The organism is Rikenella microfusus DSM 15922 (assembly GCF_000427365.1).
GTDB lineage: Bacteria > Bacteroidota > Bacteroidia > Bacteroidales > Rikenellaceae > Rikenella > Rikenella microfusus.
This window is the reverse complement of record NZ_KE386488.1, coordinates 1,556,612-1,571,997: the sequence shown is the minus strand read 5'-3', so window position 1 is coordinate 1,571,997 and position 15,386 is coordinate 1,556,612. Positions and strand designations below refer to the sequence as shown.

Annotated in this window: 12 protein-coding genes; 7 read left to right on the top strand and 5 right to left on the bottom strand. The window is 56.0% G+C overall.

The window, feature by feature from the left end:
• Positions 1-248 precede the first annotated feature (248 nt).
• Together RIKMI_RS0107620 and rsmI are read left to right on the top strand one after the other, a co-directional pair.
• Complete coding sequence (locus RIKMI_RS0107620; protein WP_027291123.1) at positions 249-1,157, top strand: hypothetical protein; 909 nt, start codon at positions 249-251, stop codon at positions 1,155-1,157.
• 23 nt (positions 1,158-1,180) lie between these two features.
• Positions 1,181-1,900, top strand: coding sequence for a 16S rRNA (cytidine(1402)-2'-O)-methyltransferase (gene rsmI, locus RIKMI_RS0107615; protein ID WP_027291122.1), 720 nt, complete (start codon positions 1,181-1,183; stop codon positions 1,898-1,900).
• 3 nt (positions 1,901-1,903) lie between these two features.
• On the opposite strand, the gene RIKMI_RS0107610 is transcribed toward rsmI, so the two are convergent.
• Entirely contained in the window at positions 1,904-2,986 is a 1,083-nt protein-coding gene (locus tag RIKMI_RS0107610) for an MnmA/TRMU family protein (RefSeq protein WP_037291699.1), read from the bottom strand.
• 54 nt (positions 2,987-3,040) lie between these two features.
• Complete coding sequence (locus tag RIKMI_RS0107605) at positions 3,041-3,430, bottom strand: DUF3276 family protein (protein WP_027291120.1); 390 nt, start codon at positions 3,428-3,430, stop codon at positions 3,041-3,043.
• Between the two features lie 1,337 nt (positions 3,431-4,767).
• On the opposite strand from RIKMI_RS0107605, the gene RIKMI_RS0107595 reads away from it, so the two are divergent.
• Positions 4,768-7,407 carry a transglutaminase-like domain-containing protein gene (locus tag RIKMI_RS0107595; RefSeq protein WP_027291119.1) on the top strand — a complete coding sequence of 880 codons (2,640 nt, stop codon included), beginning with the start codon at positions 4,768-4,770 and terminating at the stop codon, positions 7,405-7,407.
• A gap of 53 nt (positions 7,408-7,460) precedes the next feature.
• On the opposite strand, the gene RIKMI_RS0107590 is transcribed toward RIKMI_RS0107595, so the two are convergent.
• The 3 genes from RIKMI_RS0107590 to RIKMI_RS13410 are packed head-to-tail and all read right to left on the bottom strand — an operon-like array spanning position 7,461 to position 9,100.
• Positions 7,461-7,751, bottom strand: coding sequence for a hypothetical protein (locus RIKMI_RS0107590; protein WP_027291118.1), 291 nt, complete (start codon positions 7,749-7,751; stop codon positions 7,461-7,463).
• 13 nt (positions 7,752-7,764) lie between these two features.
• Complete coding sequence (locus RIKMI_RS0107585; RefSeq protein ID WP_027291117.1) at positions 7,765-8,862, bottom strand: BF3164 family lipoprotein; 1,098 nt, start codon at positions 8,860-8,862, stop codon at positions 7,765-7,767.
• Between the two features lie 16 nt (positions 8,863-8,878).
• Positions 8,879-9,100, bottom strand: coding sequence for a hypothetical protein (locus tag RIKMI_RS13410; RefSeq protein WP_037291697.1), 222 nt, complete (start codon positions 9,098-9,100; stop codon positions 8,879-8,881).
• Positions 9,101-9,659: 559 nt separating this feature from the next.
• Between RIKMI_RS13410 and RIKMI_RS0107580 the strand changes: the two genes are divergently transcribed.
• The 4 genes from RIKMI_RS0107580 to RIKMI_RS0107565 all read left to right on the top strand — a co-directional run bounded on the left by RIKMI_RS0107580 (position 9,660) and on the right by RIKMI_RS0107565 (position 15,311).
• Positions 9,660-12,044, top strand: coding sequence for an FtsX-like permease family protein (locus RIKMI_RS0107580; RefSeq protein WP_027291116.1), 2,385 nt, complete (start codon positions 9,660-9,662; stop codon positions 12,042-12,044).
• 131 nt (positions 12,045-12,175) lie between these two features.
• Positions 12,176-13,135, top strand: a complete 960-nt coding sequence (locus tag RIKMI_RS0107575) for a polyprenyl-phosphate transporter (RefSeq protein ID WP_027291115.1) — start codon at positions 12,176-12,178, stop codon at positions 13,133-13,135.
• Between the two features lie 354 nt (positions 13,136-13,489).
• A complete protein-coding gene (locus RIKMI_RS0107570) occupies positions 13,490-14,272 on the top strand; it encodes a shikimate dehydrogenase family protein (RefSeq protein ID WP_027291114.1) in 783 nt (260 codons plus the stop codon).
• A gap of 13 nt (positions 14,273-14,285) precedes the next feature.
• Complete coding sequence (locus tag RIKMI_RS0107565) at positions 14,286-15,311, top strand: threonine aldolase family protein (protein ID WP_027291113.1); 1,026 nt, start codon at positions 14,286-14,288, stop codon at positions 15,309-15,311.
• Positions 15,312-15,386: the final 75 nt, after the last annotated feature.

Below are 15,386 nucleotides of genomic sequence, written 5' to 3'. Positions count from 1 at the left end.
CCGGCCTCAAAGTTAGCATATTTTTGTTAAAATTAGCGTAATAGATAAGTTGCGAAATTCGAACCTTTACGGCTGAATCGTAAAGAATTATAAATAAAATATTTCGGGCTATACGCCGCTCTGCGAACAGACGGTCGGTCGGCGGTTTCGCCCGCAAAGCCGGGCATATATGGAAAAAACTTGGCACGGTTTATGAAAAATACGGGAATAAAAACTATTTTTGGAATCGGATAAAACGCGAGCAGATTATGGGATACAACGAATTGGAGGTCGAATTGCGGAAGACGCTGGCTCAGATCGCCCGATGGCGGGAGATGGGGTATATGCCGACTATCGAACAGGGAATCGCGTTGGGGCGTTTGCAGAAAATATACGCCGGCCTGCTCGATCTGCCTTGCAGCGAACCGGAAACCGAGACGGCGATCTCCCCGGTCGAATGGAACGCCGATTCGGACCATGAGGTGATCGCGAGAGGAATGGCGGCGACCGACGGAAAGCCGCGCGGGGGAACGGACACGCACGGTGCAATCGCGCCGGACGACGAGTCGTTCGAACCATGCTGCGATCCGGAGACGCCGACGGGAGGTACGGTACGGGAAACGAAGGCGGACGATGACGGTAATTTTGCGGACCTGTCGGTCCGGGAAGAGAGCCGCCTCTCGGAAGAGACGCATCTGAGACAGGACGACGAAGCACGCGACTTGTGTCCGCCGCCGACGGAATTCTCTCAGGCGCAGGCGACGGCCGAGGACGGGGAGAAACCGGCGACGGCCGAGACGACCGGCGGAGCAGAGGACGGGAAGGGTACAAGCGGGGAAAGCCGCCTTTCGGAAGAGACGCATCTGAGACAGGACGACGAGGCACGCGACTTGTGCCCGCCGCCGACGGAGTTCCCTCAGGCGCGACATGCGACCGAACAAGCGCCGGAACAGCCGCGTATATTCGGCATCGAGGTGAGTCCCTATGCACGGCACGAGATTATCGACACGCTGTTCCACGGCAATACGGCGCTTTTCGAAACGGAAACGGCCAAGCTGAATAGTATGGGATCGCTGGAGGAGGCGTTGGTCTATATCGGCGAAACGTATCGCTGGATCCCGGAAAATGCCGCGACGATCAAGTTCATCGATCTGCTCGAAACCCGATTCGAAAATTAAATCGTTCGTTATTCAGACTGGCAGTGGCGAAATTATATGTGGTTCCTACTCCGGTAGGCAATTTGGAAGACATGACCCTGCGGGCCGTGCGCGTACTCCGCGAGAGCGACTATATCGTCGCCGAAGACACCCGCACCAGCGGCAACCTGCTCCGGCATTTGGAGATCAGCAAGCCGATGAGCTCGTACCACAAATTCAACGAACACGGCGTAGTCGAACAGATCGTCGCGCGGATGCTCGGCGGACAGACCGTCGCCCTGGTATCCGACGCCGGCACCCCCGCCATTTCCGATCCCGGCTACCTGTTGGTCAGCCACGCCATCGCCGCCGGGATCGACGTCGAGACCCTGCCCGGGCCGACCGCTTTCGTTCCCGCCCTGGTCGATAGCGGGCTGCCCTGCGACCGGTTCGTATTCGAAGGGTTCCTACCCCCAAAAAAAGGACGCCAGAGCCGGTTGCAGCAACTCGCCGCCGAACCGAGAACCATGATCTTTTACGAATCGCCCCACCGTGCCGGCAAGACACTGGCTCAGTTCGCCGAACTGTTCGGCGGAGAGCGAAGAGCCGCCCTGTGCCGCGAAATATCCAAGAAATTCGAAGAGACCGTACGCGGGACACTCGCCGAACTGGCCGCACGGTATGCCGACAAAGAACCGAAAGGCGAAATCGTACTGGTCGTCGAAGGCGCCCGCGAAGCCGCGAAAAAGACACGCGGCGGGACCTCTGCCGACGAAGACGAATAAACGCTACGCCTCCCGCTTCACCTCGTCCGACACACCGCCGCCGACCACCCTGTCGTCCAGATAAAACACCGTCGGCTGGCCAGGCATCAGCGCCCACGCCCTGTCGTGCAGCAAAGAGACTTCCAGGCGGCCGTCGTCCAGCACCGTCAGACGGCAGCCTCCTTCCGGATTCCGTCCCACGCCCCGCACCGCAACCTGCAATTCGGCGGCATGGTCGAACAACTCCTGCGGGCACGTCGCCCGCCATTCTTTCAAAATGATCCGCCGATAATACAGCGCTTCGTCCGGCCCCGCCACAATCCGATTCCCGGCCGCGTCCACGGAGACGACAGCCATACCTCCGGAACCCGGTTCAAAGAGAGAGAAACCCCGCTTCTGGCCCGCCGTATAGAGCGGGAAGCCCTCGTGCCGGCCGATAACGACGCCCCGCAGATCGACCGCCTCCCCCGGCCGCACCGTCCCCGCAGGCAGATTCGCCTTCAAAAAATCACCGTAACGCTTCCCCTCCAGGAAACAGCCCCCCATGCTTTCCCGACGCCGGACCAGCTCCGTCAGTCCGTATTTCTCCGCCAGTATGCGCCGGACTTCCGCCTTGGTGAGGTCACCCAGCGGAAGTACCGCCCGCCGGATCAGCGGTTCCGGCACGTCCCACAGATAATAGGACTGGTCTTTGACCGTATCCCGTCCCCGCCGGAAATAGACATGCCCGTTCCGCTCGACGGTACGCACGTAATGCCCCGTGGCGACGGAACGGATACCGAGCCGGTCCGCCGCCTCGACAAGCAACCTCCATTTGATCCGGGGATTGCACCGCGAGCAGGGCGACGGCGTACGGCCCGCCGCATGTTCGGCCAACGCGTGTCCGACGACCTCTTTCCGGAACCGGTCGGCACAAGGCTCCACGATCAGTTCCACGCCGAGGGTCTCGGCCGTCCGACCGGCCTGCCTGCGACCCTGCTCCGAGTCGAGCATATCCAGAAAAAGCGCGCGAGGACGGTAACCCGCCTCGCGCAGAAATAAAACGGCTGCGGCGGAATCCAATCCGCCGCTCAACGCCACCAATACGTCCGCGCCGCCGGACGTCATAACGGGGAATAGGGCCAGTTTCCGTAAAACATGCGTGTTACGGATAAAGAATTATTACAAGCCTTTGAAAAAGTCGTCCTCCGAAACGGTCGTGCTGCCGTAAGACGAATTTTCCGACGAAGCGGCCATCGAACTGATCGCCGACCCGTCCGCATTGAAAAATTCCGGCCGTTCGCGTTTGATATAATCGACCACTTCGCGGAACCCTTCGCCGAATTTCTGGAAATCTTCCTTGTAAAGGTGTATTTTATGTTTGTCGATGGTGAAACCGCCGTCCCGCATCTGTTTCTTGCGGCTTTCGGTGATGGTCACGTAATAATCGCCGCCGCGGGTGGCTTTTACATCGAAATAGTAGATACGTTTTCCCGCCTTCACCGGCACGGAGTACAGTTCGTCGCCCATCGAATCCGTTTCGCCCCGGTCGTTGTAGTCAAAATTGTTCATACAGGTTTGAGTTAAGTTGTGGCACGTCCGCGTGCCGTTCGGTTAGAGTTTCGGCCCGACCGGCGAACAGCCGGCATGATCCGATCGTTTTCCAAATGTATATAAAAAAGTTGTATCCGGGAAACCTTTCCGTCACTTTTTATACGAATCCGCCGCCGTTTCCGCCGTAACGCTACGGCGGACCGCTCCTTCGGAAAAAGCGTTATCTTTGTATGGGCGATCCCGCTGCGGCAGGATACGAACGCAAGGCCGGGACATCTGGCGAAAAAGCGGAAGACGGCGATACGGCACACAGGACAGGAAAGGCACACACGGCTGCTAAAAACATTCCGTCCGACGGACAAAACCGGTTCGATAAAACATATACGATTCCCGGTTATATACACTGATATACCAAGAATATACCAACGATACAGGCTTCCCCGGTCGGCTCAGCGCCGGGCGGCTTCCTGCCGTCGGGGGGGCGCGAGCCGAAGAAATATCGACAACAACGAATGGTATATCGAAGTATATAATTAGGATACGATTTTATCCGGAACCGAATCATGATTTCTCCCGGTTCTGCGGTGTTCGGCACGGAAGAGAAGGACTTTACACGGGCTGAAAGGCGGGATCGGGCCGAAAGAAGGCGAAAATCAATCGTACGGTTAAAAACAAGTTTCCGCGTCAGCGGGCGGGCCGGACGCCTCCCCTCGGGAGGCCCGCAATTCGCCGCTTTACGCGCCGAAAGTTGCGGTCACTCCCGGGCGTCCGATCCGAATGCACAATAACCGTAGGATTAAATGTATTGTCTGTCGCCGACGGGCGTTTGTTTTTCTTTGTCCGCTCGTGCCGCGGGGGCACCGGTTTCTTCGGACGCCTCATGCCGGCGGGGCATCTCCTTTTTTGAGCGACCAAAAAAGGAGACAAAAAAGTCGCCGGGAATGCGATTCCCCGCTTCCGACTCCCGTCGGCCCGGGAAATCGCACATTCCCGGGCCGGCAGCCTTTACCCACTAAACGAATGGGAAAAGAGATATTTTACCGTACGGTTTTTATTGATGCGATTCGACAGAATCGCCGGCTTTTGCGCCCAAGCCGCTTTGCGGCTTCGGGGGTGGGCGCAAAGCCGAGTGGGTAAAGTATTTTAATCCTACGGTTATATTTCATTCGGGTCGGACACCCGGGAGGTCTCGGGTAATTACAGCCCGGCTCGAATGCCGAGCGGCACCGGAACTCCCGTGGGGGAGGCGTCCGGTCTGCCCGCCTGCCGCGGAAACTTATTTGTAACCATACATACGAAATCAGGATAAATCCGCATTACCGACCCCGATCATTCAAAATACACTTAAAAATAACATGAAGAAAACACTTTACACTGTTTTTGCCGCCGCCCTGCTGACGGCCTGCGGCAGCGGGCAGCTCATACAGGACCCGCAGACACGCCAAAGCGTCGAGGCCGGCGTAGAGGCCCGTTCGGTCTGGCTGCCGGAACTCCCGGCCGGTATCACGCCGCAGGAAAAAGAGGGATTGCAATTCCTGTACGCCTACATGCCGGTCAGCGACGTGGCCGACTATCCCACGGAACTGTACCTGAGCAATGTCCGCGCTTCGCTGAAAGCCGAAGCCGAAATGCCGTGGGGCGGAACCGTGCCGAACGACCTGTTCCTGCACTACGTGCTGCCGGTACGGATCAACAACGAGAATCTCGATACCTCGCGCGTGACTTTCTACGACGAACTGAAAGAGCGGGTAAAAGGGTTGAGCATGGCCGACGCGATTCTCGAAGTGAACCACTGGTGCCACGAAAAAGTGATCTACACGCCCTCCGACGGACGCACCCTGTCCCCTTCGGCCTGCGTGCGGAACGCCCAGGGGCGGTGCGGCGAAGAATCGACCTTTACGGTGGCCGCGCTGCGGGCCGTGGGCATCCCCGCCCGGCAGGTCTACACCCCGCGCTGGGCGCACACGGACGATAACCACGCCTGGGTCGAAGCGTGGGCCGACGGCAAATGGTACTATTTCGGAGCCTGCGAACCGGAGCCGGTGCTCGACATGGGCTGGTTCGACGGCCCCAGCAAACGCGGGATGCTGATGCATACCAAAGTGTTCGGCAACTATGTCGGAGACGAGGAGGTCATCAGCCAGACACCGCTCTATACCGAAATCAACGTCACGCACAACTACGCCCCCGTGGCGACCGCCACCATCGCGGTGAAAGATACCGCGGGCGCTCCGGTACCGGAAGCGCAGCTCGATTTCGGCATTTACAACTATGCCGAATTTTATCCGGCCGTGCGTAAGAAAGCGGATCGGAACGGGACGACGACCATGACCGCCGGTCTGGGCGACATGCTGGTATGGGCGACGAACGGCACCGATTTCGGTTACGGCAAACTTTCGTTCGGCAAACAGGACACGCTGACGATCGTACTGAACCGTCGCGGCGGGACAGGCGAAACCTATTCCGTCGATCTGGACATCGTACCCCCCGCCGAAGGCAAGACGGAAAACCGCGTAACCCCGGAACAACGGGCGGCGAACAATATGCGGATGGCTCAGGAGGACTCGATCCGCAACGCTTACGTCGCATCGTGGATGACGAAAGCGGACGCCTTCGCGCTGGCGCAAAAGATCGGGGCAGATACGACGAAAGTCTGGAACGTCATTTCGACCAGCCGCGGAAACTGGGCGGCCATTGCGCAGTTCCTGACCGATGCGGCGGCGCAGGGGCAGCTGGATGTGGCGTTCGACCTGCTGGATGTGGTTTCGACCAAAGATTTGCAGGACACCCCGGCGGCAGTGCTGGCCGACCATCTGAACGGAGCAGCGCCATATAAAGAAGCACCCTATTTTAAGGAGTATATCCTCAACCCGCGCGTAGGAACGGAGTTGCTGGTGCCGTACCGCGCGGCGATGGCTTCGGAGCCTTCGACCATCGAAGAGATCATTGCCAAAGCGAAAGCCGTGCAGCTGGCCGACAGCCTGAATCCGAGCCGTATCCCGATGTCGGCGACGGGCGTTCAGAAACTGAACATGGGCGACAAGGCCGGCCGCGACCGGTATTTCATCGCGATGGCCCGCAGCAAGGGGATTCCGGCACGCTACGAACCGGTAACGGGACGCTTGCAATACTACGATCTGTCGGCCACCTGCGGGACGGAGGCATGGAAAAACGTCGATTTCGACGGAGAGCTGGCCGCCCTGGCCGCCGCCCGGGTGCCGCGCGGCACACTGACGGTGAATTACACGCCGAGCAAGCACAACGACGATCCGAAATATTACAGCCATTTCACGGTAGCCAAGCTCAAGGGAGGCCGTTACTCGACCATCGAGCTGAGCAATCCGGATGCGGACATGGGCGCGGCAGGCTCGCTGTCGGCGATTTTTGCCCGGCCGGTCGAATTGGAGGAGGGAGACTACATGCTGGTGAGCGGCACGCGCATGGCCAACGGCACGGTGCTGAGCGAGGTCAAATTCTTCACGGTCGAAGCAGGCAAGCAGACCACGCTGGATATGACCATGCGTGAAGACGACGATGCGGTGCAGGTGATCGGTACGATGAATCCGGAAGCCAAGTTCGTGCCGCAGGGAGCGTCCGAACCGCAGTCTATCCTGGCGACCACGGGTCGCGGTTATTTCGTGCTGGCACTGCTGGAGGCGAAAAAGGAGCCGACCAACCATGCGTTGCGCGACATCGCAGCGCTGAAATCGGAATTGGAGCAGTGGAACCGCGGTCTGGTCTTCCTGTTCGGGAGCGAAGAGCAGCTGGCGGCGTTCAATGCATCGGAGTTCGGCGAGCTGCCGAAAACCATTACCTACGGGGTGGACAAAAGCGGCGAGGTGTCGGCGATGCTGGGCCAGTCGCTGGAGCTGAACAACATGAACGACCTGCCGGTATTCGTCGTGGCCGATACGTTCGGGCGGGTGGTCTTCGTGTCGCAGGGCTACCGCATCGGTATGGGCGAGCAGATGATGAAGGTCATCCGGTCGCTGTAAAGAACCGACGAGAAGAAGAAAAAGGTTCCGGTCTAATATGACCGGAACCTTTTTTATGGTCTGTAGTCGGGATCGTTGATACAAAAGAAATCGTGTTGGGGAATGACCGTGCCGTCAGAAGTATGGATGTAATATGTACAACAATCTTCCTGGTTTCCGGTGTGTTTACAGGGGATACCCGCCGAGGGAATCAGTTCCGGGTCTATAGAGAAATTCAATGCCTCGATATTGGCCAGGGTAAGGTCGGAAACCGATCCTTGCGTTTGCGCGAAAGAATAATTGATATACGCCAAGCTACTTGTCGCCGTAGCAGCGGCCAGCAGAAAAACAGACTTCGTTTTCATGGGACTTGTATTTTTATTCGGTCGGTAGGATTCGTCCTCGGACAAGACATTCGTCCGATTGTTGGGGATCGGCGGTCTTTGCGTAAAGGAAACGGTCGTCGTCCGTGAATGCAACGGTCTGGAGCGGCTTGTCGGCCAAAATTTTCCGGACGGGATTCCCCTCCCAGTCGAAAACGAACGTTTCGTAAGCCGTCCCGAACGCCGGACTGCGTTCCAATGCCTTCGTATCGGCATCACGGTGGTTGCGGGGCGTCAGGTAGATGTATTTCCGGGTGGCCTGAACATAAAAACCGGACAGCGTTTCGCCGGAAATCCGGGGATTGATGCCGTCGGAAGCCAAAGTGAACTGCGGCGGAGTATCGTACAGTAGCCGGATATCGGCGGCCTGCCCCTCTTTCAGCGAAAAAACGACAACGTAACGTGAATTTTGAGCCGAAAAAACATATTCCTGACTTCCGGGCCTCTTTTGCAAAGTCCCCCGGCAGGCGATGCCGAGACTGATGTCGGGACAACCCTCCGACACTTCGGGATAAGGTATGGAGAGCGGTGCGACCGTCGAGTCTCCGCTGCGGAAAGTGCAAAACATGTGACGGCGATCGTCGAGAAGCTGGGCAATAAATCCGCCGGAACAGTCGGTCGGAACGATCGACATGAGATTCGGTTTATTGGGTAACTCGAACGCTCGCCAGGACTTGACATCGGACCATTTTTCCGGATCGGCCGAGTCGATCCGAAAAGCTTTCCGTCCGGTCTGCCGGTCGATGAGGAACAAGCCGTCGCATTCGGGCATGAAAACCGCCTGGCTCATCAGTGCCTCATAGGGCCCGTTCCCCCGTTTTTGAAGCGGCGCGACAAAAACCAGCGAGTCGTTCCGCAATCGGAAACAGCCGAACAGATCGGGTTGCGAAATGTTATACATGACGAACCGGTCGCCGGAAATTTCCATACCCCCGGTCAGCAACGCCTCATCGTCGCACGGCACGGTCGATGTCGCCACTTCTACGGTTCGGTCGTCCCAGAGGGAATCCGTTCCGGCGGATTCCGGAATATTTCCGCATCGGCTGAAAAGAACCGTTACGACGAGCATACCCGGATAAAGAAAATTTTTCATGGGCAAAGCAGAACGATTAACACCAGTAATTGACACAATATTGTATCATTTTGACCGCAGTCGATCCGTCGGTCGTGACAGTCGTATATACGCAATAATCGTCTTCATGCCCCGTATATGTGCAAGACACGCTGGTCCCCTCCTGTATCTCGTCGGTTCTAATGCCCAACGCCTCGATATTGGCCAGGTTAAGGTCGGAAACGGGTTCGAGAGCACGTTGCGTTTGCAGGTAGGTCATCACGCTCCCTGCCGCCAGTATCAGCGATGCGCCCGATGCCAGTAAAATTTTAGCAATTTTCCCAACTTAAAAACAGTTTTAAGTTGAAACATATCGTGGAGCGCACCAAACAAATAACCCTACTTCAAATATACAACAAAACCTAAACAATAAAATAGCTTATCATCATATAATAACATTGTAAAAAACCTTATGATGATTATATATTCTAATTATACCGAATGTGTTCGGAAACGATTTCCCCGATCACTCGGTACCGGACAGATTCCGACCGTCAGGAGAGGAGGCACAAGCCGAGAAACAACGATAAAAACTACCAATATGCCAAAACATTATTAAGTAAGTACATAGGCTTTACTCTTTTACATGCCCCTCTAAACGGAAAATCCCGGCCTCCAATGCCGAGCGACACCCCAGTACCGACGAAGACATTGTCTGGTTTCGACAAAATCGTAATATGTAGCATGAAATCTTGCAAATAAAAAATAACATTTTACGCTTAACATTATGTAAAATACGGTTATTTTATTATTTTTGAAAAAACAAAACATTAAATCACATGATGTTTTTTACGAATCTTCATGCAGGATGGAAATCCATAGTCAAACACCGATTCCATTCGATCATCAACATTCTCGGTTTTGCAGTGGCTTTGTCCGTAGTCGTTCTGATCGGATTGTATGTTTATCGGGAGCTTTCGACCAATAAATTCCATAAAGATATCAATCAGATATATAAAATCTGCGGTTGGTCTGCTCCCTATCCGCTCGCCACGACAATCAAAGCGGGAGTACCCGAATTACAGACGATCACCAATGTAATACGGGTAAAAACCCGATATGTCCTCACCTATGAGGACCGGCAGGTTGTTATGGAATCCGGTCATTTGTCTGTGGACCCGGAATTCTTCAAGATATTCACCTTCCCGATTATAGCCGGGAATGCGGAGGATCCGTTGCCGGATTTCAAATCGATCGTATTGGTGGAAAGTATGGCCAAAGCCATCTTCGGAGATTCCGATCCAATCGGACAGATGGTAACGCTCGGTAATGTTTCTTATGCTGTGACTGCCGTACTTGCTGATATTCCGATCAATTCGTCGATCCAGTTTTCGGCCCTGTTTCGGATCAATCCGTCGCAGCATTATGGAAATTCGACCATTGGCCAGTATTGGAAGGCAGGGTTGTGCGAAATATTCGCCAAACTTCCCAAAGGCAGCGATGTGGATGCCCTGAATCAAAAAATGCAGGATGTGGTCGGGCGTAACGGGAACCTGGAGTTCTTCGGGGTCGACAAAGTTGTCCTGTATCCGTTTACAGAAGTCTATTTCGACCGGTTGCAACTGTGGAGCCAATTTAAGGGAGGAGACTACGGGAAAGTGATGACAATGCTCGCGATAGGTTGTGTAATTCTGTTGATAGCGATTATCAATTTTTTCAACTTGTCCACGGCCAGCGGAATGATGAGGTCCCGGGAGATCGGATTGCGCAAGGTCAACGGGGCCACGCGCAGATCGCTGGTCGCCCAATTCCTGGCAGAATCCATCTTGATAGCTTTCATCGCCATGCTGTTGGCGATTATCGTGGATAATCTGGTCATTCCGCTTTTCGGCGCTTTTGTCGGCGTCCCGTACCCTCGGATCCTGATGACGCACGGGTGGGAATGGCTGCTGTTGATCGGGGGCAGCGTGGCGGTGGGTTGCCTGGCGGGCAGTTATCCGGCGTTCTATCTGAGCAACGTGGATCCAGTCAAAGCCCTTTATGTCGGCCGGGTACGTTCGGGTTTCGGCGTGGTCATGTTCCGAAAGGTGCTGATCGTGTTCCAGCTTACCGCGGCCATTGCCCTGATCGCCTGTACGCTTGTTATTACGGGACAGAAAAATTATCTGGGCAATCACGACACGGGCTTCGACCGGGATCAGTTGATATGCGTGGGTATGGATGCTTCCGTTACACGTCAGAAACAGGCATTTCTGTCGGAAATAAGGGCTTTGCCGAACGTGGAGTGCTTTTCGATCACCTCGAACATAGTCGGTTACCAAGAAGATGGGGTCGAGAAGATGATAGGAGACTATTATGGGGAAGAGAAACCGATATATATTAAATATATGTATGCCGACACGGCCTTCTTCTCTACATTCGGTATCGAGATGATAAAGGGGCGTGTACCCGTTTTACCGCAGGAATACGGTTATGTCGTGTTTAACGAGGCAGCGATGGATGCACTGAATGGGGACGATCCGTTGGAACTAAGAGTCAATTCTAAAGTGCATTCGATCAATCCGGATGGTTCGGTTCCAACAGTGGGAGTAAGCGGAGTCTGCAAAAATTTCAACTCCACATCTCTGCTCGTCGGCATTGATCCGCTGAAGATCATCGTTGTCAACGATTATCCGAATGGGATACTCAACCTGAGGGTACGGGTACATTCGATGGACAACATGATCCAACTTATGAACGACCTGAAGAAGATCTACAAAAAGTTTGGTTCTTCAGACAGTTCTTCGAATATCATGATTCTGGATGAAGTACTGCGTATGATATACATTGCGGAGACCAAGTATCAGGTCATTTTTTCACTATTTTCCATCTTTACCGTCATCATCTCCTGTTTCGGGCTGTTCGGGTTAATCCTTTATTCCAATACGCAGCGCCGCAAAGAGATAGGCGTTAGGAAAGTGTACGGTTCCGATGTGCCGGAGATCGTCGTGCTGCTTATCCGGAGCTATTTGGGCTACGTCGCGGTCGCTTTCGTCATTGCGACCCCGATCGCCTACTTTTTCATGAATCGTTGGCTCCAGGCTTATCCTTACCGGATCGGACTGCATTGGTGGTATTTCGCATTGGCCGGCCTGATCGCTTTGATGATTGTCGCCCTGACCATCGGGATCCATAGTTGGCGCACGGCTTCGTCCAATCCGATCAAGGCATTGAGGTCCGAATAAGACGATGGATAATCCGACCGGATCGGGTCGTGAAAAGCGGCACGGACGGAAAGGATGCGAATCCCATGCCCATGTTATTTTTCGTATAAAGACATTATCTTTGTTTCTTTCCCACAAGCAGATAAACTCCCATGAAAGAAAAGAGAAACTACCCGATGCTGGTGCTCAAAGGAATCGGCATGGGCGCAGCGGACGTCATCCCCGGCGTATCGGGCGGTACGATCGCATTCATTACGGGCATTTACGAAGAGTTGCTCCGCTCGATCCGTTCGTTCGACCTCGCCGCCATACGGAAACTGCTGCGGCTGGACCTGAAAGGATTCTGGAAACATATCAACGGCGGTTTCCTTTTCTCGGTACTGGCCGGAATCGGCATCTCGATCTTTTCGCTCGCCAAGGTGATGAAATACCTGCTCGAAACCCATCCGATTTTCGTCTGGTCGTTCTTTTTCGGACTGATTATCGCCTCTTCATGGCTCGTGGCCCGCGAAGTGAAAAAATGGGGAGCCGGGACAGTAATCGCCCTGATCGCCGGAGCCGCCGCCGCATACATGATCACGGTACTCAGCCCGGCATCGACCCCCGATGCGTGGTGGTTCATCATCCTGTCCGGGGCGGTCGCCATCTGCGCCATGATCCTGCCGGGTATCTCCGGCGCTTTCATCCTGTTGCTGATGGGCAAATACGCCTATATCATCGGGGCGGTATCGACGTTCAACCTGCCGGTGCTGCTGCTGTTCGCCGTGGGAGCCGTAGCCGGCATCATCAGCTTCTCGCACCTGCTCTCGTGGCTACTGGCCAAATATCACGGAGCCACGGTAGCCCTGCTGACCGGTTTCATGGTCGGATCGCTCAATAAGATATGGCCGTGGAAAGAGACCCTCGAAACTTACACCGACAGCCACGGCGTAGCTCAACCGCTGGTCGAACGCAATATCCTGCCCGGCACGTACGAACAGTTGTACGACAAGCCGGCACTGCTCGGATGGGCCATATTCTTCATCGCGGCCGGTTTCCTGCTGATCTGGGGAATCGAAAAGGCGGCCGCCGTGCTGAACCGAAAACGGAACGAGGCCGCCGTAACGGAATAAATGCCGAACGTTCAGCAATACCGCCATGTGACCGAAAGCCGTTATATCCTGTTTGACACGGTTTGCATACTCGGTCCGCGCCCGGACTCCGGGTCTTTTGCCGGGACTTGCCTCGCATCGTAACGCAAGGCGCGGGACCGAAACCGGGCGCCCCGGAACCGCCCCCGTCGTGTAAAAAATGGCGACTATATACGACTTTACACAAACCCCGTTTCGGCTCGGCGCCGGACGGCACGAGGCGGTGCAAACCCGGGCAAAAGACCCGGAGGGTCCGGCGCGAGCCGAAAAATCATGCAGTGTAAAATAGTATATAATTACCACAAGAATAACAGATACCTTATCGAATGACAAAAAATGAAAAGGTATGGATTGATAGGCTTCCCGCTCGGGCACTCGTTCTCGGCGGGATATTTCGCCGATAAGTTCGCCGCGCTGGGAGCGCAGGACGAATACGTTTACGAGAACTTTCCGATGGAACACGTCGGACAACTGCGAACGGCGCTCCCGGCCGATCTGCTCGGGTTCAACGTCACCATTCCGCACAAACGGAACATACTGCCCCTGCTGTCGGAGATCGACCCGGAGGCGCAGGCCGTCGGGGCGGTGAACTGCGTCAAAGTGCTGCCGGACGGTTCGTACAAAGGTTACAATACGGACATTTACGGATTCGAAGCGTCGCTCCGCAAAATGCTGGCTGCCCGGCAGGAGCCGTTCGCATCGCTGAAAGCCCTCGTGCTGGGAACCGGGGGCGCGGCCCAGGCCGTACACCACGTGCTCCGCAAACTGGGAATCGGGTATGTCGAAGTCTCGCGCACGGCCTGCGGCCCGCAGCGTATCGGATACGAGCAATTGACGCCGGAGATGATGGCCGTCCACCGGCTGATCGTCAATACCACGCCGCTCGGCATGTATCCGGACACCGCGGCCAAAGCTCCGCTGCCTTACGATTCGATCGGTACGGGCCACTATCTGTACGACCTGATTTACAACCCGGCAGAAACGGCGTTCCTGCGCGAGGGACGCATCCGGGGGGCGTGGGTGAAAAGCGGGCTGGAGATGCTGGTGCTCCAGGCCGAACGCAGCTGGGAAATCTGGAACGAACAGGAGAACGGAAACACGTCCGTCTCCCGGATCTGAATGACGGAAGCCGATGCAGTATTTCGATTGCGACTATCTGGAAGGCGCCCATCCGGCGATCCTGGAACGCCTGACGGCGACCAACTCGGAAAAGACTCCGGGTTATACGACGGACGCCTATTGCGAAGAGGCGCGGCACAAGATCCGCACGGCGTGCGGCTGTCCCGACGCGGAGGTGCACTTCCTGGTCGGCGGCACCCAGACCAACGCTACGGTCATCGACGCCCTGCTCCGCCCGCATGAAGGCGTGGCGGCCGTCGAATCCGCGCATATCAACCAGCACGAAGCGGGAGCGATCGAGGCCGGCGGCCACAAAGTGCTGGCGCTGCCGCACCGCGACGGCAAACTGTATGCCGATACGCTGAAGAGTTATTTGCGGGATTTCTATGCCGACGAGACCTACCTGCATATGGTCCGTCCCGGCATGGTCTATATTTCCCACCCCACCGAATACGGGACGCTGTACACCCGTGCGGAACTGGAGGCGATAGCCGGCGTGTGCCGGGAATACGGCATACCCCTGTACCTGGACGGAGCACGGCTCGGCTACGGATTGGCGGCATACGGCACGGACGTAACGCTGCCGGTCATCGCATCGCTGTGCGATGTCTTTTACATCGGAGGCACCAAAGTCGGCGCCCTGTTCGGGGAAGCCGTCGTCATCCCGCGTCCGGAACCGGCGCGGCAGTTCTTCTCCATCGTCAAACAACACGGGGCATTGCTGGCGAAAGGACGCCTGCTGGGCATCCAATTCGATACCCTGTTCACGGACGACCTGTACTGGAAAATTTCCCGGCACGCCGTCGATATGGCCATGCTCCTGAGCCGGATTTTAACGGCAAAAGGATACGAATTCCGTTTCAGCCCCCAAACGAACCAACTGTTCGTGCTGGTGGACGAACGGAAAGCGGAAGAGTTGCGCCGTCGGGTGACTTTCAGCCTGTGGGAAAGGCGGGACGACGGCCGGGTCGTGATCCGTCTGGCGACCAGCTGGGCCACGAAAGAGGAGGATGTACGGGTGCTGGAAACGCTGCTTTAGGCCCGGCCCGGACGCCCGGGACCGTCGGCAGAAACCGGCGCAGTACCTCTGCGGACGATTCTGCATGGAATTTGC